The 25,067-nt window shown below is 62.5% G+C and carries 16 protein-coding genes; 8 read left to right on the top strand and 8 right to left on the bottom strand.

Annotated elements, in window-relative coordinates; genetic code table 11:
- Nucleotides 1-258 precede the first annotated feature (258 nt).
- On the top strand, nt 259-1,257 hold the full coding sequence (locus SM755_RS04890; protein ID WP_323171676.1) for a DUF1616 domain-containing protein: 999 nt from the start codon (nt 259-261) through the stop codon (nt 1,255-1,257).
- Nucleotides 1,258-1,498: 241 nt separating this feature from the next.
- On the opposite strand, the gene SM755_RS04885 is transcribed toward SM755_RS04890, so the two are convergent.
- Nucleotides 1,499-2,428: a hypothetical protein gene (locus SM755_RS04885; RefSeq protein ID WP_323171675.1), complete on the bottom strand. Its 930-nt coding sequence runs from the start codon at nt 2,426-2,428 to the stop codon at nt 1,499-1,501.
- A gap of 427 nt (nt 2,429-2,855) precedes the next feature.
- On the opposite strand from SM755_RS04885, the gene SM755_RS04880 reads away from it, so the two are divergent.
- Nucleotides 2,856-3,551: a rhamnogalacturonan acetylesterase gene (locus SM755_RS04880; RefSeq protein WP_323171674.1), complete on the top strand. Its 696-nt coding sequence runs from the start codon at nt 2,856-2,858 to the stop codon at nt 3,549-3,551.
- An 83-nt stretch (nt 3,552-3,634) separates the two neighbouring features.
- Here the strand turns inward: SM755_RS04880 and SM755_RS04875 are convergent, their stop codons facing one another.
- The 4 genes from SM755_RS04875 to SM755_RS04860 form a co-directional block, all read right to left on the bottom strand.
- Nucleotides 3,635-5,611, bottom strand: coding sequence for a hypothetical protein (locus SM755_RS04875; protein ID WP_323171673.1), 1,977 nt, complete (start codon nt 5,609-5,611; stop codon nt 3,635-3,637).
- Entirely contained in the window at nt 5,601-6,578 is a 978-nt protein-coding gene (locus SM755_RS04870; RefSeq protein ID WP_323171672.1) for a glycosyltransferase, read from the bottom strand. Before SM755_RS04870 ends, SM755_RS04875 begins: the two co-directional genes overlap by 11 nt.
- Nucleotides 6,579-6,589: 11 nt before the next feature.
- Nucleotides 6,590-7,657 carry a DUF354 domain-containing protein gene (locus SM755_RS04865; protein ID WP_323171671.1) on the bottom strand — a complete coding sequence of 356 codons (1,068 nt, stop codon included), beginning with the start codon at nt 7,655-7,657 and terminating at the stop codon, nt 6,590-6,592.
- A gap of 206 nt (nt 7,658-7,863) precedes the next feature.
- Entirely contained in the window at nt 7,864-9,267 is a 1,404-nt protein-coding gene (locus SM755_RS04860; RefSeq protein ID WP_323171670.1) for a nucleotide sugar dehydrogenase, read from the bottom strand.
- A gap of 514 nt (nt 9,268-9,781) precedes the next feature.
- On the opposite strand from SM755_RS04860, the gene SM755_RS04855 reads away from it, so the two are divergent.
- The 3 genes from SM755_RS04855 (at nt 9,782) to SM755_RS04845 (ending at nt 14,316) form a co-directional block, all read left to right on the top strand.
- A complete protein-coding gene (locus SM755_RS04855) occupies nt 9,782-10,444 on the top strand; it encodes a helix-turn-helix domain-containing protein (RefSeq protein WP_323171881.1) in 663 nt (220 codons plus the stop codon).
- Between the two features lie 1,081 nt (nt 10,445-11,525).
- Nucleotides 11,526-13,334 (top strand): glutamine--fructose-6-phosphate transaminase (isomerizing), encoded by a 1,809-nt coding sequence (glmS, locus tag SM755_RS04850; protein ID WP_323171880.1) that lies wholly within the window; start codon nt 11,526-11,528, stop codon nt 13,332-13,334.
- 295 nt (nt 13,335-13,629) lie between these two features.
- The gene (locus SM755_RS04845; RefSeq protein ID WP_323171669.1) at nt 13,630-14,316 is read left to right on the top strand and encodes a helix-turn-helix domain-containing protein; all 687 of its coding nucleotides are present in this window, start codon (nt 13,630-13,632) and stop codon (nt 14,314-14,316) included.
- Nucleotides 14,317-14,897: 581 nt separating this feature from the next.
- Here the strand turns inward: SM755_RS04845 and SM755_RS04840 are convergent.
- The 3 genes from SM755_RS04840 to SM755_RS04830 all read right to left on the bottom strand — a co-directional run bounded on the left by SM755_RS04840 (nt 14,898) and on the right by SM755_RS04830 (nt 18,810).
- Nucleotides 14,898-15,902 carry a carboxypeptidase regulatory-like domain-containing protein gene (locus tag SM755_RS04840; protein WP_323171668.1) on the bottom strand — a complete coding sequence of 335 codons (1,005 nt, stop codon included), beginning with the start codon at nt 15,900-15,902 and terminating at the stop codon, nt 14,898-14,900.
- Nucleotides 15,903-16,497: 595 nt separating this feature from the next.
- Nucleotides 16,498-17,751 (bottom strand): hypothetical protein, encoded by a 1,254-nt coding sequence (locus SM755_RS04835; protein WP_323171667.1) that lies wholly within the window; start codon nt 17,749-17,751, stop codon nt 16,498-16,500.
- Nucleotides 17,752-18,099: 348 nt separating this feature from the next.
- Nucleotides 18,100-18,810, bottom strand: a complete 711-nt coding sequence (locus SM755_RS04830) for a hypothetical protein (protein WP_323171666.1) — start codon at nt 18,808-18,810, stop codon at nt 18,100-18,102.
- 168 nt (nt 18,811-18,978) lie between these two features.
- Between SM755_RS04830 and leuS the strand changes: the two genes are divergently transcribed.
- The 3 genes from leuS (at nt 18,979) to SM755_RS04815 (ending at nt 25,059) form a co-directional block, all read left to right on the top strand.
- Complete coding sequence (gene leuS / locus SM755_RS04825; protein ID WP_323171879.1) at nt 18,979-21,861, top strand: leucine--tRNA ligase; 2,883 nt, start codon at nt 18,979-18,981, stop codon at nt 21,859-21,861.
- 242 nt (nt 21,862-22,103) lie between these two features.
- On the top strand, nt 22,104-22,712 hold the full coding sequence (locus tag SM755_RS04820; protein WP_006827630.1) for a DUF420 domain-containing protein: 609 nt from the start codon (nt 22,104-22,106) through the stop codon (nt 22,710-22,712).
- Between the two features lie 142 nt (nt 22,713-22,854).
- Entirely contained in the window at nt 22,855-25,059 is a 2,205-nt protein-coding gene (locus SM755_RS04815) for an ATP-binding protein (RefSeq protein WP_323171665.1), read from the top strand.
- The last annotated feature ends 8 nt before the right edge of the window (nt 25,060-25,067 follow it).

The raw sequence follows: 25,067 nt of genomic DNA, 5'->3' as shown, positions 1-25,067 counted from the left end.
CTCATTTGGGCTATATATCGCCGGTCTCAAAATACTCGCTCCTATTAATTACTGCTATTACAGGGTGAATACTTCAAAACACTATCGCTGAATTTTCGACAGTTCCGTTCAGTGTGACTATCCAGAACCAGCGAAAGACATTAGTCCAGACCATATGTCTGGATTGTGGTACAATGGGTAGCATTCGGGGGTAATTTCACCGGGTGAGCGGCCCTTACCTGGGCGATAATAAACCTCCTTGGACCCGTCGTCGACACCATGAGCGACACCGACTGGTGGTTTCTCGACCTGGCGATCGTCATCGCGAGTACTGGTGCCCTCTCACTCGGGCTTTTCCTCCCGCTTCCAGGTCCTGTTCGCATCGGACTGGCACTCCCGCTGTTACTTTTCCTTCCCGGGTATGCGCTTGTCTCCGTGCTGTTTCCGGACGAAGCCGCCGACGACGACCAAGCGTTCGACGAGGAAAAAACGGGCCTTGGGAACCCCTTATTGCATACCCGCGGTCTCGAACTCACTGAGCGGGTTATCTTGTCAGTTGTGTTCAGCGTTGCGCTCGTTCCGGGAATCACCCTTCTTACCAGCATAACCCCTTGGGGTATTACCTTCGAACCAGTGCTTTACGGGATTACGCTGGTGACCATCATGCTGTCTCTGTTCGGAATCGTCTCTCGCTACCGGTGCTCACCGGATCGACGATTCGCGATGACCCCTACCGAGAACTCGCTGTTTTTCACACAGGTTCAGAATCGAGCGTACTCCGGCACGAATCCGCGCCCGTATAATCTCGGAATCGCACTCGGTATCGCCGTGTTGCTTTTGAGCGCAGGGTTTGCCGTTGCCAATCCTGCACAGCACGGCGACGGCTACACCGAGTTCGCAGTCGATACCCAGGAAGTCGACGGCGATATGCAGACGATGTACAATGACACGTACACGGCTGGTGAAACGCAGGAGCTGACGGTATCGATCACGAACGAAGAGAACACGGAGCAGACGTATACGACGGTGATGCTGTTACAGCGGGTGAACGAAACCGACGGCGGTGATTCCGTGACTGTCGCGGAGGAAACGCAACTCACCACTACCTCAACAACGATCGCCGATGGCGAGACAAGTGAACCGACACTCGAGTTCACGCCGTCGATGCAGGGTGAGTCCCTTCGGCTGACGCTCTTGCTGTACAAGGGTGAGCCGCCATCGGATCCGAGTTCGGAGTCCGCCTACCGGGAGATCCAGCTCCCGATCGTCGTCGAATAGAACCGTCGCTCGACGGATTACGGCCCGGTCAGTCCTATCATTTGTTCCAGTCGTCCGCTCCGGTCTGGTCGCTCTCGAGTTCTCTGAAGACCGGGTTTCGACGGGTTTGTCCCGAGTCGCGTCGGCGATCGATCTGACGGTGTGTTGAACTCAGTTCACCGCAACGTTCTCCCTGCTCTTTGCTGTTCTTTGCTGTGGAACTCCTGTGGTACCATCAACCAGACCCAGACACGGTGGCCAGCTACTCGGGGAAGTCGATGATGAGCCCCGTCTCGATCCACGGCTGCCCGAGCAGACCCGGTCGCGGGACTAGCTGTGCGATTCGCAGTCGATATCTACCGTCGCCCGGAGAGACGTACAGTCGTTTGTATCGGACGGCGTGGGCGAGGGTGTCACCAGGCGTCCACGAATACAGCTCTCCGGGACCCTCGTATCCAGGGTCCAACGAATACAGTTCGTCGATCCGCTTGGACGGTGGGGTTACGTTGGCCACCGAATCGGGCGTTCTGTGGAGCCCGTATAACAGCCCAGCACGGGTCAGCTGCCTGTCGTGCTCACCCTCGTACCGATCGAGGAGCGCACCGCTCAGTCGGAAGTCGGTCCAGAGTCGGTCCGTCCGATTCGCGTCGTTCGTGTTCGCTCCGGGAAAGCGACCGTCCTCGATGAGCCGGCGGATCGCCGCCTCGTCGTCGAGTTGTGCGGGAGAGAGCGGCAGGGCATCTGCAACCGTCTCGGGCGGCCACAGTGGGCCGCCACGCACGTAGGGGGACTCCACGCTGGCCGCGGCAGTTGTTCCGGACGCGTTCTCACCGCGGACCCCAAGAAAGCGCGGCTCAACGAGCGTCCGCTCCCCGAACAGCGTCGACCGTCGGCCGATAACCACGCCGAATACGTCGAACATGCGGTCGGTGGTGGATTCGTCGATCCCGGTATACTGGACGCCGAGGAGGTGGGTGACGGACGCCTCCGGCAGTTCTGATCCAGACTGGTACTCGCTGTACCAGAGCGTCCCGACCTCGGGCGTGGTGTCGAGACGCCGCGTGTCGAACTGCTCGATATCGGATCGGTGAACGGGGTTATCAGTTACGTATCCGACCACGCCGATACCGCCAACACCGGCGGCACCACCGATTCCGAGGAGCTGTCGTCGGCTGAGAGTGTCTCGAGTCATGCGCTCGGTCGCTTGCCGCTTCGTGCCGGACTGCGTTCGGACCCCGGGCAATCACGAGCGGCCGTCCTGCTACAAGCGTTGCGGGCGGCTGCGAGCGCCACCCGCCGACGGTCGTCGATAAGCGGGCTGCGGAGGCGAGGACCGTTTCGTCAGTGCGGCGGTTCGGCAAGTCGTCTGCTCTGTTCTGTTCACTGCTTTGAAATATATCCTGTGGTCTCCGGCTGACCGCGTGGCGGGTCGAGTAGTTACCGGAGCAACAATCGATCCCACCGGTGCCTGTCAAGAACAGCGTGCGAATATAGCGGATATCTCGATCGATGAGCGCTCGTATATTCTCGATTTGCTCGTCTGAAACGGCTGTGAGAACGAGCGTGCAGACTGACCGGTACCGATGCATCTATCCTTCATCTTGACTACGGCTCCCAAAATGACAGAGTCGATCACCGTTCACCTGATCGGGGATTCTACGATGGCCGAGAAAGCGGCGAGCGAACGTCCTGAGACCGGTTGGGGAACGCCCTTCGCCTACTGTCTGGACGATTCGGTGACAGTGGAAAACCACGCCCGCAACGGGCGCAGTACTCGTACGTTCTTGGAGGAGGGGCGCTGGAAGCCCGTGGTGCGTCGCTTGGGTGAGAACCACTACGTGTTCGTCCAGTTCGGCCACAACGACGAGGTGCCCTCGAAAGAACAGCACACGACCGAGGAGCAGTTCGTCACCAACCTCGAAAAGTTCGCCGAAGAGACACGCGAGTGCGGAGCAACGGCGGTCTTTCTCACGCCCATCGCGCGCCGTCACTTCGACGAGGACGGCGAACTGAAAGACACCCATCGAGTCTACTCGGAGCTGATACGAGACGTCGCACGGGCGCGTGACGTGCCGCTCATCGACGCGGACGAGCGGAGTCAGTCACTCTTGGGAGAACTGGGGCCGGAGCGATCAAAATCCCTCTACAACCATCTGCCGCCGGGTGAACATCCCAACTATCCCGACGGAGTGGCCGACAACACGCACTTCAGTGAGTCCGGAGCCCGCCAGATGGCCGACCTAGTACTAGACGGGGTCGAAGCATTGGACCTCGAGCTGGCTACCCACGTCGTCCGGGACGATCAGTACTTGTGACAGTGGATACAATCGGGGGCTATGAACTCTCGATCGGGGCCGGGTGTGAACGGGGAAAATAGCGCGGTGACGAAACCGACCGACTAACTCGCCGGCGAGGGCGTACACATGGTTACCTCGCCGTTCGTGTAGACCGTCGCCTGGTCCGGACTACAGAGCCGATCCTGACTGACCTGTTCGATGCGACCCGGGCCGTCGGCGGTACCGAAGTACGTCGCATCGGTCGATTGCTCGGTCCGGTAGACGACGTAGTCGTGGTCGGCGGACCCGCCGTCGGGGACCGTCGCCGTCGTCGTCGACGGATAGGCTCCCGTCCGACTGAAGACCGTTTGATACGGATGGTCCGTGTGGAGTTGTTGATCGGGTCTGATATTGTCCCCGTCAGGGCTCCCCGTGAGCTCTCCGATGCTGTCGACGGCGGCGAGTTCAGCTTCGCTGTAGGCGAGTTGTTCGTGCTGCTCGGAGAAGACCGGATTCTCGGTGTTGCTTTCGGCGGCGAGGAACATCGCGCCGGGGTAGATGAGCGCGAACAGCACGAGGCAGGTGACGACGATGCCGGGTGAGAGGTTCCGAGCGAACGTGCGTAGCCCGATCGCACCGAGGATGGCCATCGGCGCGTAGAGGAACGCGAACCAGCGCGTCGGAATGAAGTTCCGGATGCCGAACATCGGCAGGACGAGGACGAACACGAGCATGATCGCGGCGGCGAGCAGGAGGGTGAACACCGACTGTTCGGCCCGGCGGCGGTGGACGACGTAGAGGCAGCCGACGAACGTCGCACCGAGCAAGAACAGGAAGCCGAGCACGTCGATGTAGGGGACGAGCTGTTCGAGAAGCGTCGGTGCGGCGGCTTCGGCACCGGCTTCAGCGCCGCTCGAGCCGCCGCTTGCGATGTTGAGGAAGCCGGCACTTTCCTCGAGCGTCTGCGTGAAGTAGCTTAGAACGGTTGCCAGGAACGACTGTTCGCGATAGGGGGTGAGCGACCAGACGAAGATCGTCATGCCGAAGTTGAAGACGACGAGGCCGATGAGGTTGACCGGCTTCTTCGCGCGGAAGACGCTCGTATCGAGCCGCGTGAGCCCGAAGGGGCCGACGACGAAGACGACCTGGGCGACGAAGGCGGCGAGCAACAGGACGAGCATGATGAACGTCGACACCTGGTGGGTGAGAATGACGGCGATGCTCGAGAGGAGCAACAGCGAGAAATCGCGTATCGTGTACTCGATCCGCATCACGCGGATGAGGGCGTACAGGACGCCGAGGAAGAACACCAGCCCGAGGCTCGTCGGAATGAGGTGCATGCCCCAGTTGGCGACGTGGCCCGCGAACGCGAACAGCGCCGTCGCCAGAACCGCCCAGCGCGCCGAGACGAGCAGGTTCGTCGTCGCGTAGACGAGCAGCACCGACAACGGCATCACGATCCCGACCGACAGATACAGCGCGAGTCGAAGCGGCACGTCGAGGAGGAGCGACGACGCGACGACGAGCAGGTGGTAGAACGGCGAGGCGTAGTGCTTGTCGTGAGAGATCGCGCTCAGGGACTCCTGGGCGTGTATCGAATCGACGAATCCCATGTGCGTCCAGATGTCGATTCCGATGTAACCGGGTGTGGCGTACAGCGCCGTGAACCGGAAGACGAGCGCGAAGAGAACGATCTGTGCCAGTAACAGTCGCTGGTTGAAGTCTCGTGAACTCGTAAAGAGGATCTGGACGAGGATGAGCGTCGCGAGCACGCCGGCGAGTCCGAAGAATACCGGCGTCCGTTCGCCCTGAAGACTGGTCAGGACGATCAGCCCGCCGAGGCCGACCAGGACGACGCTCGGAAGCGCCATCGAAACGCTCGTCGGCAGTCGCGGCATCGTCGTTTCGCGGTCCTGCTGATACAGCGCGACGAGGTAGAGCCCGCACGCGATGGCCAGCACGAACGGGACCGTATCGAGGTAGACCTGCGAGACGAACAGTTGGAGCGGGAGCATTGCCAGTGCGAGTAGCAGTCCGCCGATCGCCGCGACGCTGTCCAGTCGGAGCGGGCGCAGCTCCGACAGCGAGCTATACCCCACGAGAAACACCTCGTTGGGAAACGGCGGTCTCGTTCGACTCCGTCGTCCCGAGTAACCCTTCGTAGAGGCTGACGAGCCGGTCACCCATCGCGTCGAGGCTCAACCCGTCGATTCGCTCGCGTCCGTCCGAGGGGCTGCCGTCCTCAAGCGTGGCCGCGAGTCCGGCGGCCAGTTCCTCGTCGTCGTCGCTGACGACGCAGTTCGAGAGGTGCTCGATCGTGTCGCCGACGAAACCAACGTCCGTCGAGACGATCGGCAGGTTGCAGGCGGCGGCCTCCTTGACCACCATCGGCCCGCTCTCGCGCTTCGAGGTCACCAGCAGTACATCGCTTGCGTTCATGTAATAGGGAATCTCCGTGTGGTTGACGCCGCTTACCGTTCGCAGTTCGATTTCCGCATCGGCTCGCTCGACGAGTCGCTTCGCCCGTGAGAAGTCCTTGACCGACCGCGACTGATCGTAGGGAAAGAGCGCAATCTTCCGCTCGCCGTCGGTCTGCCAGCCGACCCGTTCGCGCGCCCTTTCCCGTGGGATCGGTCTGAAGAGTTCAGTGTCGACGCCGAAGGGGATCAGTTCGTGGTCGGTCTCGAGTTCGCGCGCCATGACCGGACTCGGAACAACGGTGGCGCTTGCGTGGCGTGCTCCGAACCGACTGATCGACTGGAGCCACTCCCGGTCGGCCATGAGGTCGGTTCCCCACAGCGTCAGGACAACCGGTCGGGTCGGCTGAGCGAGCGCGAACGGAGCGACGAGCCCGTAGTTCGCGTGGACCAGGTCGTAGTCGTCGGACCGAAGTTCGGCGAGAATCCGCGGATAGAATCGGGCGTAGTCGAGCGGCGTCCGTCCCGAATCGCCGTGGTGTTCGCCGGGGACGCCAACTACCGTACAGTCGACGCCGCGATCTTCGAGTACCGACACCTGCTGATCGAAAAACGGCCGTGGCGTGGTCACTACCTGAAGTACCTTCATCGTTTGCTCACCTAGCCGAGATTCGCTGCGTGTTTTGTCTGTGTCGGACGCCCACCGCGGGCGGTCGTCTCGAGCGTCCGGACGATCACGTCCGTCACGTCGACACGTTCCGTGAGCAACCGTTCGCGCCGCGTTGCCCACGGGTCATCCTCGCGCTCGACGATCGACACCGCTTTCTCGAGTGCCTCCACGTGGCGGTTCTCGTCGTTGAACTCGAACAAGAGCCCGTATTCCGAGTCGAGTTCGGCCGTGTAGCCGAGCGAGAGCGAGTTCACGTAGACCGACGGGGTGCCGAGGACGGCGGCTTCGGCGGCGGTCGTCGCGCCCTCGCCGACGACGACGTCAGCGTAGGCGAGCAGATCGTGCATCTTCTCGGGGGGCGTCTCCAGCTGGTAGGATTCGAGCTCGGCGGGCGGCTCGCCCTCTGCCGTAAGCAAGACGGTCGCGCCGGCGTCCTCGAGTCGGTCGACGACCTCGTGTGGGTCGTCGAAGCCGCCGTGACCGACGTCGTGTGAGGCCTCCCAACTGCTGAGGCGGACGACGGCGAACTGCTCGTCACGCTCGATGCCGGCCAGTTCGAGGACGGACGGGTCCGGTTCGAACCGGTCGGGGTGGAGATACGCCAGTTCGTGGTAGCCCGGGTACGAAACCTGTTTCGAACCGATCTCGTCGCGGTAACACGTCGGGGTACAGATCACGTCCGCGAAGGGGTAGCCGAGGGACGTGATGAGCGTCGCGTGCTCGGTGTCGTAGAAGACGACGCTCTCGGTCCGGAGTGCCGTCGCGACGTGGGCGGCGGCGACGCCGCCGATCGCGGTGATGACATCCGGGTCGATCGCTCGTGCTCGGCGCAACAGTCGCGCCTCGTAGGTCGCTTGGACGGCCGCCAGGGAGGGCAACGAGTTCGCATCGCCAGCGAGGACCTCGTGGTCGATACCGGCGGCCTCGAGCAAGTCGATCGCGACGCCGCTCTCCCGGGCGAAGACGTGAACCTCGTGGCCGTCGGCCTGGAGTTCGTCGATCGCGTTCCGGAAGAAGTGGACGTGTCCGGGGTGTTGGATCGTGACGATAACGCGCATCGGTGATCAGTGGGGTGCCTCCGTGTGTGACGTGTGTGGCGTGTGTGATGCGTTCGTCCTGTGCGGACTGCGAGACGGGTGCGGCGCGTGCGGCCCGTGTGGCGCGTGTCGGCTGCCGTCCGCCGCGGCGACTCGCGTCACAACCGCTGTACCCGTCGCCGCAACCGACCGCTCGAGATCGGTCACGATCCCATCCCCCCGTCCCATCATACTCGTCGGTAGGTGAATCCAGCGTCGACGGCTTCGTCCTCGTCGATCGCGCCCGCAACGTCGATCAACGCCGGATCGTCGGCGAGTTCGCTCGCGACCGCTTCTGGATCGAGCGTGGTGAACTCGTCGTGGGGCGTCGCGAGGACGATTGCATCGAAGTCCTCGAACGAGAGGTTCTCTTGGACCTCGAGGTCGAACGTCTCGCTTGCGGCGTCGGGGTTTGCGATCGGGTCGAACCCTTCGAGGTGGATGTCGTACTCATTGAGCGTGTCGACGACTTTGGAGACCTTCGAACTGCGGAGGTCGCCGACGCCCGGTTTGTACGAGAGACCAAGGACGAGCACGCGGCTGTCGCGGAGCGTCTTGTGACACTGGTTGAGGGCCTTGATCGTCAGGTCGGCGACGTGGCCGGGCATCGCTTCGTTGACTTTCCGACCGGTCTGCATCAGTTCGGGGTCGAAGCCTTCCTGTTCGGAGCGGTAGGAGAGGAAGTACGGGTCGACCGGGATACAGTGGCCGCCGACCAGTCCGGGTTGATAGTCGTGGAAGTTCCACTTCGTGCCGGCAGCATCGAGTACATCATGCGTGTCGACGTCCATGTGCTCCAGCGCGACCGAGAGTTCGTTGACGAAGGCGATGTTCAGATCGCGCTGCGTGTTTTCGACGACCTTCGACGCTTCGGCGACCTCGATCGACGGAGCGCGGTGGACGCCGACGTCGACGACGGACTCGTAGAGTTCGGCGACGTCGTCGAGGACGGCTTCGGTCTGGCCGCTGACGACTTTGACGACATCCGAGAGCCCGTGTTCTTCGTCACCCGGTGTTGCCCGCTCGGGCGAGTAGCCGACGAAGAAATCCTCGCCGGCGGTCATGCCGGATGCGTCCTCGAGTTTCGGAATGAGCACTTCACGGGTCGAACCGGGATAGACCGTCGATTCGAGGATGACGGTTGTGCCGGCGCTCATCTTCGAGCCGACCGTCGTGCCGGCACTTTCGACGAAACTCAGGTCAGGCCGGTCGTCGTCCCGGATAGGCGTCGGGACGGCGATGACGACGTATTCGGCGTCGCTGATCGCCGTCGCGTTCGTCGTGTAGGAGATGTCGTCGTTCTGGACGGCCGCATCCGAGAGGTCGCCGGTCGTATCCTCGCCGTCCTGCAATCGCTCGACGGTGGTCTCGTCGACATCGTAGCCGATAACCTGATAGTTCGACTGGGCGAAGCCGACTGCAAGTGGCAGGCCGACGTAGCCGAGCCCGACAACGCAGATCGTCGCTTCGCGCGTTCGCTGGTCGTCTTCGACGTGCTCGAGGGTCGTTCCAGACTCAGTCTGGTCGACTACCTGACGGCCATGCGTTCGCTCGTCCGTTCGGTTCTCGGTGTCGCTTATTGTCGGCGTCATGGTGTATCGTGTGGGTAGGTCGTCGCTGACCGGCGCACAACTCGTGCGGCGGCGGTTCGGTTCAGTTTGTGTCCGGTACCTCGAGTCCCGCTGGAGCGGGATCGCTCTCGATTCAGACAAGCATGGATGACCGGTTTACTATAGCGCTGATAAACTGTTGCAGCGAGAACACTGATTCGGAATCCGACTGCTCGGCAGTGCTCGGTGGCGATATGGGCAATTTCGAGGTAACTGGACAGCGAGCGGCTTAGCAGCCTACTAAACGTGTTTGTATCGACCCATAATGAAGGTCCCCTAGGTTGGACTCTCAGTGCGGTCGTCGTGACTGCAGTGAGTCGCCGAGATCACTCACGATCACCCATCAGTCGCGAATCGGCCGCAGTGGATCGACACACCAAAGAGGCAGACGTTGCGGACGAACGCAATCGCAGTCACAGACACAACGTAGATCAGAACCGCGAAATCCATGGCACCAACACCCAGAATCTGGTTCGATACCGGACCGCACGCACCGATGGAGGGAAGCGATCACTCCATCGATACGGTCTCGGTTGCCACACCCGACGTAGACACGGTTGTCGCGACGATACCCCTTCCTGGGTTGGGCGAAATGGCAGGTGGATCGTCGTACTGGCCGTCGGCGATCCGTGGCGCGTCGATCTGGGAGGTGTCACTGATCGTGGTCCTGTTCCTGCTGATCGCCGCGCTGGTCGGCATCCGCATGCTTCAGGCTTTCTCCACGCGCGAGCCCGGCGCTACCCAGTCGCCGAGCGCTGACACACCCGCTCCCGGTGCGGTTGGATCGACACGCTCCAATGCGAATCCGAACCCAAGTGCAGCCCCAGCGGCGGGAGCACAATCAGCCGAGCAACCACGCTCGTACGAAGATGTCGTGTCGGCAGAGACGCCCCCAGAGCTGCTCAGCGACGAAGGGCGCGTCGTTCGACTACTCGTGAAACACGGCGGCCAGATTCGACAGCACCAGATCGCCGACGAAACAGGCTGGTCGAAGTCAAAAGTCAGCCGAATTCTCTCGAGTATGTACGATGACGGCACGATCGAGAAAACTTCCGTTGGACGCGAGAACGTCATCTCGCTCCCGGAGCGATCGGATGGCGAGCCGACGGGCACCGGCCCCGGGACGACGACGGACAATCCCAATAACCCGGTCCCGTAAGCAACCCTCTGTTATAGCAGACACGGCACACCTACAGCCACACCACCACCCCTACCCTACCCCTACCACCCTCTCGAAACCAACGCGTCAGTAGTGCCGTCTCAGTTCTCTCAGCGCTCGGTCAGTCCGATTGGACCATTCATCGTCGCTCGCTTAGTTTTCGAACCGGCTCGGACTCCCGACCGGCATCAAAACCGATTCGGATCCCCGATTGACAGCAATTCGGTCACAAACACGCGCATTCGTACCATCCAAGACGAACCCAGTGGCAATGCGCTTCGACTGGTTCTTCCCGACTGCCCGTTTCCAACCGAGACACAATCGCACGACAGCCCATCGGTGAATCGAGTTCACGATGCGCTCGTTTTCGAGGCCACACGCTGTATGCCACATGCCAGCCCGTTCGTGTCCACGATGTACAGCCGAGAATACCAGTGTGAGTGCAATCGTCTCGGCAGACAGATACTACAAGCGTCCATCGAGACGACTGGTCGGGTCACCACAGAGGTTGATCGGTCACAACGACACGCGTCGCGTTCGATAGTCCTGCCGCGTCTGAACTCGTAGAGATCCATCCGGACACCACCCTTAGCGGCCTGCTAAACGGAACCTGTGCTGTGCACAACAGTCGAGCGGAGAGTCGCCATCGTGTTGCGAAGTCAGTGCCTCTCGATACAGGAAACGCCTGACCCGATACTACCCGTTCGAGTTCGTCTATCTCGTATAGCTGCTCGCCAGCGTCTCTATCCGGAGAATATCCCGTAACTTCGGTGCAGTACATGTAACGGCGACCGTCTTATTCGCTCTATAGTAATCCCTGCAGGACTATTCGATTCGAGTAGATGCCCGAGACGTCCGGCACTGGACGGGGCGGGTACGAGCACATATATCGAGTTCAACGTACTATGATCCAGAATAGCACCGAATCCCGGTCAGCTGTCTCGAGCCGAGTTACTAAGGATACGACTGTCGCAGTCGATGCCGGTATCGGTGCCGGAACTGAAGCCGATACGCCGGTTCAGTCTCGCGGTGTGACATGGACGTGGAACGTCCCGAGCGATCGAACGGAGGTGAGCGGCTGATGTGTGGCATTATCGCGCGGATTGGACACGGTGAGGCTGCGGAAACGCTACTTACGGGTCTCGAGAACCTGGAGTACCGCGGCTACGACTCCGCCGGAATCGCCGTTCAGAACGGCTCTGGCGTCAAGGTACACAAGTGTTCGGGGGAGGTATCCGAGCTCAAGGCGCAACTCGACGGCCAGCCCCACGGAAACATGGGAATCGGGCATACGCGCTGGAGTACGCACGGCCCGCCGACCGACGAGAACGCCCATCCCCACACCGACACCGTCGGCGACGTGGCAGTCGTGCACAACGGCGTCATCGACAACTACGACGAGCTCAAGGCTGATCTCCAGGCGAAAGGCCACGAGTTCGAGAGCGACACGGACACGGAGGTCATCCCGCACCTCATCGACGAGTACCGGGATTCGGCCGAGGATACGGAAGTCGCAGTCCGTCGAGCCGTCGAGACGCTCGAAGGCAGTTACGCCATCGCCGCGATCGTCGACGGCGAAGAGCGCGTCTACGCGGCTCGAAAGGGGTCGCCGCTCGTCCTCGGACTCGACAACGACGAGTGGTTCCTCGCGAGCGACGTCCCGGCGTTCCTCGATCACACGGACGAGGTCATCTACCTCGAGGACGGCGATCTGGTCACGCTCGATCCCGACACCTACCGTATTACCGACCTCGACGGGCAACCGGTCGAACGATCGGTCGACACCGTCGACTGGGACCCGGAGGACGCCGGGAAGGGTGAGTACGACCATTACATGCTAAAGGAGATCCACAACCAGCCGACCGCGCTCTCGAACACGATCGAGGGTCGGGTCGAGAACGGTGACGTAGCGTTCGACGCCCTCCCCGCAGGCTCGTTTGCAGAAACCGAAACAGTTCAGTTCGTCGCCTGTGGGACATCCTATCACGCCGCGATGTACGGCGCACAGCTCCTCCGAGAGGCTGGCCTCCGGACGGAAGTCGTCCGCGCGAGCGAGTACGACTCGACGGCCGGTCCCGTTGACGAGAACACTCTCGTTATCGCGGTCACCCAGAGCGGCGAAACTGCGGACACGCTCGATGCGGTCCGCACCGCAACCGACCGCGGCGCACGGTCGCTCGCCGTCACCAACGTCGTCGGTTCGACCGCCGCTCGCGAGGCCGACGACGCCGTCTACATCCGCGCCGGCCCCGAGGTCGGCGTCGCCGCGACGAAGACCTACTCCTCGCAGGCCGTCACCCTCGCGCTGCTCACCCAGCGCATCGCGGCCGACGTTCCCGAGGCGACCCCCGCCGCGGATCGCGAGGAGATGCTCGCCGAACTCGAACACCTCCCCGAGTACGTCGAGCAAGTGCTCGAGTTCACCGAGGCGGCTGAACTCGCGGACGACCTGCTCGACAGCGAGTCGTACTTCTTCATCGGGAACGGGCTGAGCCGCTCCGTCGCGCTCGAGGGGGCGCTGAAGTTCAAGGAGATCACCTACGAGCACGCGGAGGGCTTCGCGTCGGGACAGCTCAAGCACGGGCCGCTCGCGCTCGTCACCGAGGCGTCGCCGATCTTCGCCGTCGTGACGGGAGACGGTGACGAGAAGACGAAGACGAACGCGATCGAAGCTCAGTCCCGCGGTGCGCCGATCGTCGCGGTCGGGCCGGACGATCATGGGCTCGTCGACGTGGCCGATGCGACCCTGTCGGTTCCGGACACCCACCCCGTCTGGGCGGGGCTGCTCGCGAACGTCCAACTCCAGCTCGTCTCCTATCACGCTGCGGACATGCTCGGCCGACCGATCGACAAGCCACGGAACCTCGCGAAGAGTGTCACTGTCGAGTAACGCCGCTACGATTCTGTATCGATAGTCGATATCGAGTGAGCCGAGTCGGTGCTGTTCTCCTGGTTCTGGCCCCCGAGTAACTGAGTGACTACATCAGGCTTCGAGACTGGTCTGGTCGGTGTCTCCCTGTTCCACCGGGTTCGAGCGGGCAGTACGCACGGATACGAACACGGGGTGTCCCAGCGCGAGCCACCACGCGATGCGTTCCATCAACCCGGTACCCGTCAGTGCTTCGACCGATCACTGACGGATCGACACCACCATACAGAAGGTCGGCGGCACCACTCGATCTCACATGGGACTCGTCGCCGAATTCGAAATCACCTGCGAGGCGCTCCCGCTCGTCGAGGTTGCAACAGCCGTGCCAGCGGCGACGATGGAGGTCGACATTCAGTTCAATCACGGGAACCGGCCGCCGTTCATCGTTCACGTAACACGCGACCCTGCCGATGCCGTCGAAGACGCCTTCGACACGTCCTCGTTCGTCGCCGAATACACACTGATCGGGCGGGCAGGGAACACGTCTCGATATCAGGTACTCCCGGCCGTTGGACTCGAGGCGCGGCTCGGCGACCACGTGGCGGACCTCTCGGGACTCCGTGCGCTGGCCACCACCGACGCCATCATCGAGCGAATCTGCGTCACGCCAACTGGATGGATACAGCGTGGCTGGTTTGCCGATCGAAACGCGTTCGCCGAGTTCAGCGAATTTTGGCAGCAAAACGCTGGATTCACTCTCAGACGGCTTACCCGCGATGGTGAGCCCGAAGCGCCTGGCGACGGACTGACCGATCCCCAGCGGGAGGCGCTTCGAACCGCGTACGAGATGGGCCACTACGAAATCCCACAGTCGGCATCGCTCGACGATGTCGCCGCTGAACTCGGGATTACGGCGTCGTCGCTCTCCGAGCGCCTTCGACGTGCACAGACTCGGCTTATCGAGACGACCGTCGGCTCGACGTGGCCACCGTTACCGGAGTGACTCCCGAACTTCTGGTTCTTGTGGTCGGATGATTGACCGACGATTTCGAGACGCGTGTCGGTCGGTCCCGAATCCGGAGTCTACCGAGACAGATAGTGCCGCCGACTGACGGGGCCGGTCGTGCAGACGAATGACAGTCCGTCCGTAGACCGTTTTTCCGGACCGACGGCGGGTGTGGCGAGAGAGGAAAAGAAAGGTTGTGGTGAAAGAGAGAGAAGAAAAGAAAGCGACTACTGCTGCGTATCGCGTCTCCCGTGGTCGAAGATTCCCGACAGCGATCGATGCGGTCGCAAGCGATCCGATCCGGGTTGGTCGTCTTCAGGCGATCAGCGCCGCCTGTGACGGTCGCGTGAAAGCGTGACGCCGACGGGACAGATTCCGACGGCGAGGACAGAGCGCAAGCGCTGCGCGCGGCACAACCGGGGCGCGACGCGACGACGGACAGCACTGCGAGGCGATCCGTCGATGGACCCGCCCGTCTCACAGTCGAAGTAGTATCTATTCTGACAGTTATCCGACTGGGAACGGAATCAAACCGTCGGTCAGTCTCACCACCGAAAACGAGCGATCGAACGGGATCGTTAGTTCGAGTCGAGTTCGATCGAGACGTCCTGGTCTTCGTCGAGGTTGACTTCGAACTCGGTTTCCTCGTAGCCGTCTGCGGAGACGACGACGGTGTACTCGTCGGATTCGGCATCGAGTTCAGCGGTACCGTCGTCGTCAGTCGTAGCGTCTGCGTCGGGGCCGAAGAACTGGTAGCCGCTGTAGAGTTCGACGGTTGCGCCTTCGATCGCGCTGCCGTTGGCGCTATCTTCGACGGTGGTGGTGAGTGTGTTGGTGTTGCTATCGTCGTCGCTGTCGTTGTCGCTCCCGTTGTCGCCACCGTCCTCGCTTTCGAGGGTTAGCGTGGCGCTTTCGTCGCTTCCATCGACCTCGACATCCGTTTCGCTCTCCTCGTAGCCGTCCGCGGAGGCGGTGAGCGTGTACTCGCCATCGTTCACGGTGAACTCGGCCTGACCGTTGTTGTCGGTCGTCACGTCGGTCGTTCCGCTGTCGCCAGTGAGTTCGAGGGTGGCACCCGAGATGGCGTTCCCGTTGTCGTCTTCGACGGTGGTGGTGAGCGTCTGGGTGTTGGTTCCGGAGTCTTCGTCGCCGTCGCTGCCGTTGTCGCCGTTATTGTTATCGCCGTTATTTCCGTCTCCGTCTCCGGCTCCGTCTCCATTGTCGTCACCGCCGTTGGAACCGTTTCCGTCGTCGTTGCCGCTGCCAGTGTCGTCGCCATTGCCGCCACCGCCGTCGCCGCTATCGTCACCGCCATTCTCATCACCGGTGTCGTCACCGCCATTAGCACCGTCGTCAGTCGCGTTGCCATTGTCGGTATCATCGGCGTTCGATCCAGCGTCCTGGTCGTCAGGGCTGTCGTCGTCGTCACCGATCGAACCGAGCGTCTCGTTAATCGATGCACCACTCGCTGCAAGCGCCAGCCCAGCGACGAGCAACACGACGCCAGCAGCCGTTAGCAGGAGCTGTACACCCGTCTGGATCGATCGCGCGTCTGCAGTCTGTTGGCGGGTATTGCGGGACATGTCTGTCAGTAGTCGGTTTGGTGGTCGGAAGACGGCCCAGGCTCCGTTCGGGCCGTCACGCACGGACCATCGCGTTCAGGTTCAAATTCACTCTCGTGGGCGGTCCAACTCGCGTTCTCGCCTGGAGACTGCAGTGCAGTCTCACCGCTCCTGTCGGGCCTGCTGTAGTCACGGTCAAGCCCCGTCTGCGGCCGGGGCGATGCCCCTGACAGCGCACTGAGCAGCAACGGTTGACTCTGGCGGCGTTGCATTACCAGAACAGTTCTCGCTTTCGGCGGTTCACTATACAGTTGCTAAGGTCGTTCTATTGACCTGAACGAGGCCGATCCGTACTAGCGGTCCTGTCGTACAGGCCTCCGGGCATTACAGCATCCCAGAGTAGTACTGTTGTGGGAATCACGACTGATTTTCTTCCGGTATCTCCGTACTTCCCGGATCTCAACTGTCCAGTTGCAATCGGCCTTGGCAGCGACCGGACCTCTCCTACAGTAGACACCTGTATGCGGCCGATTGATACGGGACTTCGTCACGCCGGTTCCTTCGGCCGAATAGCCTCTCGTCGCCTCTGCGGAAGAGTTCTTCGTCGGTATCCCCGTTATTCTAAATTCCCATCAACCAGGTCCGAAGGTGTAACCACGTCGAGACCGCGATTTTCGAGGTGGTCGAGCAGTTCTTCGAAATCCTCGAGCGGCATGCTGTTCGAGCCGGCCTCCCCGCCGTTCGACGTGTCGACGATGCGGGGAATGCGAAGCACCGTGAGTTGCTGGAACTGGTCGCACAGGTTGATCGCACGCCGAACGCCGCCGTGGAGGTCCGGTCCCCAGATCAGCGGCGTCATGTGCAGGTTGGTCGGCGGCGCGCCAGCGGGAGAGGCCCCGAACAGGAACGCCGATTCGTGGCTGTCGCGGAGGACCGTCTGCGTCGCTGCGGCCATTCGGTCGTTGGGCGCGAAGAAGTGCCGGGAGCCGTCCTCGTAACCGAGTTCAGCGAGTTCGTCTCGGTTGCTTTCGATGACCTCCTGTTGGCGGTCCTCGGGCATTTCAGGCAGCGGGGTGCTGACAGACGGGTACGAGCAGATGTCCCAGCCCCGTTCGTCGAGTTCGTCGAGTTCGCCGAGTCCCATCCGGCCCTGGCCGCCGATTCGGTCGGAATCGACCGGTACTGCAGCGGACCAACCGCGTTCTTCGAGCCTGTCGGCTGCGAGTTCGTAGTGCGAATCGCGGCCGTCGTAGAACGCGAGGACAGCTTTCCCGTTGTCGACGGCCTCGGTCTTCCGGAGGTCGTCGACCACGATTCGGGTGCCGTCCTCGGGCCCGACGGCGACGATGTTCAGCCGCCTGACGTTCGCGAGATCGGGTTCGCCGTGTTTCTGAATGTACCCGAAGTCGAGTCGCGTCCACCCCTCGAAGTCCGACGGGATGTCACGGATGCTGGTCAGGTGACTCCCGCGTTCGGGAGCCATGAACTCGAAGTGAATCTTGGTGACGGAATCGGTTTTGACCGCGAGTGAGGTGTCCCAGCCGTCGAGGTCGATACCTCGCGGGAAGTCGATGCGCATCGCAGCCCGGTCGCCGTCGCCTTCGACTGCGAGACCCTGGGAGCCGGTCGGGGCGTCCGACACGGTTTCGAGTTCGCCGGTAACGGCGGTCCAGTCGTCTGCTGTCTCGAAGTCGGAGATGACCTCGCCGTCATCGATCGCGGGCCAGCCGCCTCCGTTGCCGTTCCCGTTTCCGTTCCCGTCGCCGTTTCCGTTGCCGGAGCCGTCGCCGTTTCCGTTGCCGTCTCCATTGCCGTCACTATCGTCGGAGAGGGCGTCGAGACAGCCTGCGACCGTCGCTGTCGATGTCACGCCTAGTGCTGTGACCAATTGTCGTCGAGACAGTCCACGAGTCATGTCTGTATCGGCACAACTCCTGCAAGGGACTTTCTAATGAAGGTGTTAATTCCGCTGGAGTAAACTATTCCGGCGTCGATAGCAATCCCAACCGGTCGCCGTCTCTCCGTCGGACTGCTCGATCCATCGGGAACGATGACTAACCCTTAATCGAGTGATAAACGCCGTGTGGAGACCAGCACCGCCCCGTGAGATCATGGTATCGGCGGGCCTGCAGTCTCCGGTGGGCCTGCCTACTCCGGTGGCCCGCTCTCACCCGCCGCCGGCAACCCCACGTCAACGGGCCGGTCGGGCGTCCTCGACTCAGTCTCGACCGGGAGTTCCGTCCAATGGGTCCCACTCCTCATCGCCCTCGTCATCCTCGTCATCCTGATCGCTTTCAGCGTCTCCCTCCCCGTCGCGCCACCGTGACTCGAGTTCAGAGCGCACGTCGGCCGCATCGAGATCGGCCTCGCTGAACTCGGTCGAAACGTCGGCCGGCAGTTCGGGTGGCTGGCGTTCGTCGGTGGTCGGCTCCGATGCTGTCTCCGGGTCGGCCGTCGATTCGGCGGTTGTTTCGGCCGCCGTTGTCGCCACCGCAGCCGAGGTGGTCGTCTGAGCTGTCGTGGCCGACGCCTTAGTTCCCGTGTTTGTCTCCGAAGACGCGGTTGTCTCGGTCGTCACCGTTCCCTCGGAGTCTACTGTCGTCGCGGAACCGTCGACGACGGACTCGCCGTTCGATGGGGCTACGGACGCCGTCGTCGTGTCGGGATCCTCGCTTGCGGTCGATTCGTTCGTTTCTGTCATGTCGTCCGTTGCACCAGTCTCATCGGCCTCATCCGTCCCGTCCGTTGCATCCGCCTCATCCGTCGATTCCGTCGAATCGATCGAACTGGAGCGATCGGGCATCATATTCGGCGCGAAGACAGCGATGAGCAGCGAGAACGTACACAACACCACCACAACCGTGACGATGAGCGTCCGTGTCGTCGGACGCTGATCGTCGGGTTCGGGCCGGTCAGACGAGTTCACCATTCGAGACTCTCCAGACGTGACGGTGAGCCTTTGTTAAGCGTCGCCCACACCTGTAGCCCTGGATTACGGGGCTTGTTACCCGTGCTTTGCGCCGCGTAGGTTCGGTGCCGACCGGTGGCGAACAATGATATGGACGGCACCCAGAGTGGTGATAACGAGTCCCGCTACATGACAAACCAGTACGATCACGCGCAGGTCCAGGAGTTCTGGCAGTACGTCTGGGAGCGCGACGGGGTCGCCCGCCTTTCGGACGACGCCGTCGATCCGACGTACGTCCTCGGCATGTTCCCCTACACCTCCGGGACGCTGCACATGGGCCACGTCCGGAACTACGCGATCACTGACGCCTACGCTCGCTATCGCCGGCTACAGGGCGACGACGTCCTCCATCCGATGGGGTGGGATGCCTTCGGCCTGCCCGCCGAAAACGCGGCCTACGAGCGCGCGAGCGACCCCGAATCCTGGACCCGCGCGTGCATCCGCCGCATGCGTGAAGAACTCGAGACGATGGGCTTTGGCTACGACTGGTCGCGGGAGGTTACGACCTGTGAGCCCGCCTACTACCGCTGGAATCAGTGGCTGTTCAAGCGATTCTACGAGGCCGACCTCGTCGAGTTCACCGGCGCGGCGGTCAACTGGTGTCCGGACTGCGAGACGGTACTGGCCGACGCGCAGGTCGCAGTCTCCGACAGCGATAATGATGGCGATGGCGATGGCGATGACGACCATCACGACGGAACCCGCGTCTGCTGGCGCTGCGAAACGCCCGTCGAACGGCGCGAACTCGACCAGTGGTTCTTCACGATCACCGACTACGCGGACGAACTCGCCGACGGCCTCGACGAACTCGACGGCTGGCCCGAGGGGGTTCGGGAGATCCAGCGCAACTGGATCGGCCGCCAGGACGGTGCACGACTCGCGTTCGACCTGTCGAACGCCCCGAGCGCCGCCGAATCCGTCGACGTCTTCAGCACCCGCCCCGAAACCGCCTTCGGCGCGACCTTCCTCGCCGTCTCGCCCGAGCACGACCTGGCGACCGCACTCGCAGAGACGGACGCGGACATCGCGGCGTTCGTCGACCGCGCACGAACTCGTGAGGGGGCGTCCGGACACGCCGACCGTGACGAGTACAGCGACTCGGGTATCGAAACGGATGCGACGGCGGTGAATCCGCTGACGGGCGAGGAGCTACCGGTGTACGTCGCCGAGTACGTTCTGGGTGACGTAGGAACTGGCGCGGTGATGGGCGTGCCGGGACACAACGAACAGGATTACGAGTTCGCGCGCGAACACGATCTGGCGGTGGAGATGGTCGTCGTTCCCGCGGCCGACGCGGCGGACGACGTGGCCTCCGGACCCGGGAACGGCCCCTACACCGACGAGGGCGTGCTCGACCTCGGGACCGGGACGGATAGCGAATACGACGGCCTCGCGAGCGAAACGGCTCGAGAAGAACTACTCTCGGATCACGAGGCGATCGAACCGGACGTGACCTACCGCCTGCGCGACTGGCTGATCTCCCGCCAGCGATACTGGGGCACGCCGATTCCGGTCGTCCACTGCGAGGACTGCGGCCACGTCCTCGTTCCAGACGACGACCTCCCGGTCGAACTCCCCGAGTTCGTCCAGACGACCGGCAATCCGCTCGACGCCGCCACGGAATGGAAGGAGACGACCTGTCCCGACTGCGGCGGGCCGGCCGAGCGGGAGACGGATACGATGGATACCTTCGTGGACTCCTCGTGGTACTTCCTGCGCTTTCTCTCGCCCGACCTCGCGGACGCGCCCTTTGACACCGAGCGGGCGAACGAGTGGCTGCCGGTCGACATCTACGTCGGCGGCGACGAACACGCGATCCTCCACCTGCTTTACATTCGCTTCGTGACGCGGGCGCTTTCGGATCTGGGCCTGCTCGATCGGCGCGAACCGGTCGAGCGGCTCGTTAGCCAGGGGACCGTCCTCTACGAGGGCGAGAAGATGTCCACCTCGACCGGCAATGTCGTCACTCCCGAGGAGTACGGCGCGGAGACGACACGGCTGTTCGTCCTCTCGGCCGCCCATCCCGAACAGGACTTCGAGTGGACTGCAAACGACGTGCGCGGTGCCTACGACCTCCAGCAGACCCTGTACGGAATGGCGACGGCGTTCGTCGATGAGGGGACGACCCGAGTCGAACGCGCGCCCCACGACGACTACCTCGACCGAGAGATCGACCGCACGATCGCCGCCGTTACCGACGAGTTCGAGCGGCTGCGATTCCACCGAGTGGTCACCGAAATTCGTGAACTCGCGGCGCTGCTTCGACGCTACCGATCGTTCGACCGCGTCCACGGCGACACGTATCGACGCGGACTGCTGACGATCGCCACGCTCATCTCGCCGCTTGCTCCCCACCTCGGAGAAGAACTCTGGAACATTCTCCGCGGCGAGGGGCTGGTCGTCGAAACCGACTGGCCCTCGTTGGCTACCGCCGGCGATTCCTCACCCCCAGCTACCGATGCTGCCGATACCGCTCCCAACGGAACCTCCGCAACCGATGACACCCCCGCAACCGCCGGCCCTGACGCCTCGACGGCCGGGACCGAGATCGAGTATGAACTCGAGCGACGACTCGTCGAAACGACGCTCTCGGACGTTCGAGACATCGTCGATGTCGCGTCGATCGACGACCCGGAGCGGATCGAGCTGGTCGTCGCACAGCCCTGGAAATACGACGTTCTGGCCCATCTCGGTCGGGCCGAGGACAACGCGGTCGCCGTCGACGTCGTCCTCGACGAACTCGAGTTCAGTGTGCCAGTCGACCGGGCGGCCGTCGCCGAGTTCGTGCAGACGGAAGGCGACCGCGCCGGGCAGTCGTCGCTTTCCGCCCGGCGTGAACGCGGGATTCTCGACCGCGCGTCCTGGCTCCTCGCCGACGAGTTCGGTGCGTCCGTCGTGGTTCGACAGGCCGATGCCGGTGGACCGACCGGGCGTCCTGGCGACGCTGAACTCGACACCGACGAGTTGGCACGGCGAGCGCGACCGGGGAAGCCGGCGATTCGAATCGAGTGATACGGACTGCTGTAAGTCAGTTCCGGAGCAACCGCAGGACGGGCGCGTTCGCGCCGGTAAATCGTTACAGCAGACCGTATGAACCGGCGGACGCGGCGGTGACGCGGAGAGAGGAGCCGTCCATTCCCGATTTTCGGGGCGTTCGTACGGATACGCGCGTCGGTTCGCGACGACCTGTGGACGATTCCCGGACGCGGGGTCTAACAGCAAGACAGATACGGCATCTCTCCTAACGGTCAACAATGGCAACCGCGGACGCACAACAGCGACTTCGGGAGCGGCCGATCGGAGCGACAGTCTTTCTGACGGTCGTGGGCTATACGCTCGTTCTCGGGACCTTCCTCCTCGACGTGCCGCTGTACCCGGAACTGACGAACGCACAGGTCAATCTCCTCACCCACGCGATCGCGGTTATCAACACGGCGACGACGATACTGCTCGTCGCCGGCTGGTACTGGATTCGGGCCGGCGAAACCGGAAAGCATCGGATGGCGATGATAAGCGGGTTCGCGTTGATCATGCTGTTTCTGGTCGTCTACCTGATCAAGGTCGGCGGCGGCGGCACGAAACTCTTCCAGGGTCCGGGCTGGGCCTACTACTCGTATCTGATCATGCTAGCGATTCACATTATCCTCTCCATCGTCTCCGTTCCGGTCGTTCTCTACGCGCTGATCCTCGGCCTGACGCACACGCCGGCGGAGTTGAAACAGACGGCCCACGCCAGCGTCGGCCGCATCGCCGCTGGCGCGTGGATTTTGAGCCTCGTCCTCGGCGTCGTGACGTACGTCCTGCTCAATCACGTCTTCACCTACGAGTTCAGCGCGATGCTCGTGCCGCTGGTTTCGGTGTGAGGCGGTCGGCCGAGGCCCGCTTTCGTATCGATACGCAGCCACCCGTCCCAACGGGAAAGAACGGTTCAGATGCGAGAAAATCACCGTTTCAATAGGGTTTGAGGACAGGGTTTACGGGGATCGGCAGTGTAGGTGGATCGACATGGATTCGCCGTCGCGGGACCCTGACGCCGAACGATCCCAGCAGTTGCGCCAACAGCAGGTGTTGGCCGAACTCAGTGATCGGTCACTCGACGTCCGACGTGGTGCCGTGCGTGCTGGGATGGATGCAGCTAGTGAGCGTATCGACTCTGACACCAACTCTGGCTCCGGCTCCGACGCCGACGACCACGGGAGCCTCACCGAGACGCTCGATGAACTCTTTCGAACGGCGACAGAGCGAATCAGATCGACGCTCGGCACGGATTCGTGTTACGTTCTCGAGGTCGATTCGGCACACGAGTTCTTTCACGTTCGTGCCGGTGCGCGCCGGACCGGTGACCTGAACGGGACGGGGCCGATTCCGGTCGATCCCGACACGCAACTCGGGGCGACACTCGTCTCACCCGAGCCGATTCTCGTCGACGAGTTCACGACTGACGACCGGTTTGTGCATGCCGGACCGCCGGTCGAAGACGAGGCGGCGAGCGGACTCAGCGTCAGGATCGATACGGGCCGCCGTGATCGCGAGGCGGACGGACGCGGTGTGTCCGCCAGCGGCGCTGCTCCCGGTACCGACGAATCGCCTCGGGATGCGGCTGGCGGCCGCGGTACGTGGGGTGTCCTCGGCACATATTCGACGACGCCGCGCGAGTTCAGCGAGGGAGAGATCGCGTTCGTCGAGGCCGTCGCGAATCTGCTCGCGCTGACGGTCGAGCGGACGCGGGCGGAGCGACGCCGGAAGGAAGAACAAACGCGCAGAAACAACGTGCTGGAAACATCGCCGATCGGGATCACGCTCATCAATGCCGAGGGACGACACGTCTTCTCGAACGATCGGGCGGAGGAGATTCTCGGCCGGTCGATCGAGGAATTAGAGACGTACACGCACAACGACGAGCGGTGGGATCTCGTCGACGAGAACGGCGAGCAGATGTCGTTCGATGAGCTCCCGTTCTCGCGGGTGAAAGAGACGAAGGAGCCGGTGTACGACGAAATCGTCGGTATCAGACGCTCCTCCGACGAGCGAGTGTGGCTGCTGATACACTGCAGTCCGCTGTTCGACGCAGCCGGCGAGTTCGACGGCGTCATCTACGCGTTCAGAGACATCACCGAGCGACGTGAACTCGAGAGCCGACTCGAAGAGATCCTGGGCCGGGTCGACGAGGCGGTCTGTGCGTTTGACGAAGATCTGCAGTATACGCACGTCAACGAACGGGCCGAGGAGTTGCTGCAGCGCCCGGCGGATGAACTCCTCGGTGAGAAGCTCTGGGAGCAGTTCCCGGAGTCGACGAGCGAGAACGTCGTCCGGGAGAGTTTCGAGCGGGCGATGGAGTCGCAGGAACAGACGAGTTACGAACACTACTACGAGCCGGCCGGTCTCTGGCTCGAGGTGACGATTTATCCGTCGGAGACCGGTGCGTCGGTGTACTTCCGGGATATTACGGATCGGAAGAAGTACCAGCGGCGGCTCGAGGAGTCGAATGAACGACTCGAACAGTTCGCCTACGCTGCGTCGCATGATCTGCAAGAGCCGTTGCGGATGATCACGAGCTACTTGCGGCTCATCGAGAATCGGTACGCGGACGAGCTAGATCAGGACGGCCGCGAGTTCATCGAGTACGCAGTCGACGGTGCAGAGCGGATGCAGGAGATGATCGACGGGTTGCTCCAGTTTTCGCGGGTCGAGACGCAGGGGGAGCCGTTCGAGCCGATCGACCTGGACGACGTTCTTGCGGACGTGCGGCGGGATTTACGGATGCAGATCGAAGAGAGCGGAGCCGAGATTGTGGCGGGTGAACTGCCGCGCGTGGAGGGAGACGGCAATCAGTTGCGGCAGGTGTTCCAGAACCTGTTGTCGAACGCGATCGAGTACTCCGGCAACGAGTCGCCCCGAATCGAAATCTCCGCCCACGATACGGGCAAGGAGTGGGTGATTTCGGTGAGTGATAACGGACTCGGGATCGAACCGGACGATCAAGAGCGGATCTTCGGGTTGTTCCAGCGCCGTCACGATAGCGACGAGCAGACGGGTAGCGGGCTCGGGCTGGCGCTCTGTAAGCGGATTATCGAGCGCCACGGCGGCGAGATTTGGGTCGAATCGGAGCCCGGGGAGGGGGCGACGTTTTCGTTTACGTTGCCGACGCGGTTGGGTTCGAAGCGAGAGTCGGCGTCGGGGTCAGAATCAGCCTCGAGTTCACTGAACTGAACGTCGTC

The sequence above is a fragment of the Natrialba sp. PRR66 genome, from assembly GCF_034808065.1.
In the GTDB taxonomy this organism is placed as follows: Archaea; Halobacteriota; Halobacteria; order Halobacteriales; family Natrialbaceae; genus Natrialba; species Natrialba aegyptia.
This window is presented reverse-complemented; position numbering and strand designations above follow the sequence as displayed.

What these genes read in the sequence shown, in the direction of transcription:
- SM755_RS04890 (WP_323171676.1), top strand. Translation starts at nt 259, where the DNA reads ATGAGCGACACCGACTGGTGGTTTCTCGACCTGGCGATCGTCATCGCG.
- SM755_RS04885 (WP_323171675.1), bottom strand. Translation starts at nt 2,428, where the DNA reads ATGACTCGAGACACTCTCAGCCGACGACAGCTCCTCGGAATCGGTGGT.
- SM755_RS04880 (WP_323171674.1), top strand. Translation starts at nt 2,856, where the DNA reads ATGACAGAGTCGATCACCGTTCACCTGATCGGGGATTCTACGATGGCC.
- SM755_RS04870 (WP_323171672.1), bottom strand. Translation starts at nt 6,578, where the DNA reads ATGAAGGTACTTCAGGTAGTGACCACGCCACGGCCGTTTTTCGATCAG.
- SM755_RS04865 (WP_323171671.1), bottom strand. Translation starts at nt 7,657, where the DNA reads ATGCGCGTTATCGTCACGATCCAACACCCCGGACACGTCCACTTCTTC.
- SM755_RS04860 (WP_323171670.1), bottom strand. Translation starts at nt 9,267, where the DNA reads ATGACGCCGACAATAAGCGACACCGAGAACCGAACGGACGAGCGAACG.
- SM755_RS04855 (WP_323171881.1), top strand. Translation starts at nt 9,782, where the DNA reads ATGGAGGGAAGCGATCACTCCATCGATACGGTCTCGGTTGCCACACCC.
- glmS (WP_323171880.1), top strand. Translation starts at nt 11,526, where the DNA reads ATGTGTGGCATTATCGCGCGGATTGGACACGGTGAGGCTGCGGAAACG.
- SM755_RS04845 (WP_323171669.1), top strand. Translation starts at nt 13,630, where the DNA reads ATGGGACTCGTCGCCGAATTCGAAATCACCTGCGAGGCGCTCCCGCTC.
- SM755_RS04840 (WP_323171668.1), bottom strand. Translation starts at nt 15,902, where the DNA reads ATGTCCCGCAATACCCGCCAACAGACTGCAGACGCGCGATCGATCCAG.
- SM755_RS04830 (WP_323171666.1), bottom strand. Translation starts at nt 18,810, where the DNA reads ATGGTGAACTCGTCTGACCGGCCCGAACCCGACGATCAGCGTCCGACG.
- leuS (WP_323171879.1), top strand. Translation starts at nt 18,979, where the DNA reads ATGACAAACCAGTACGATCACGCGCAGGTCCAGGAGTTCTGGCAGTAC.
- SM755_RS04820 (WP_006827630.1), top strand. Translation starts at nt 22,104, where the DNA reads ATGGCAACCGCGGACGCACAACAGCGACTTCGGGAGCGGCCGATCGGA.
- SM755_RS04815 (WP_323171665.1), top strand. Translation starts at nt 22,855, where the DNA reads ATGGATTCGCCGTCGCGGGACCCTGACGCCGAACGATCCCAGCAGTTG.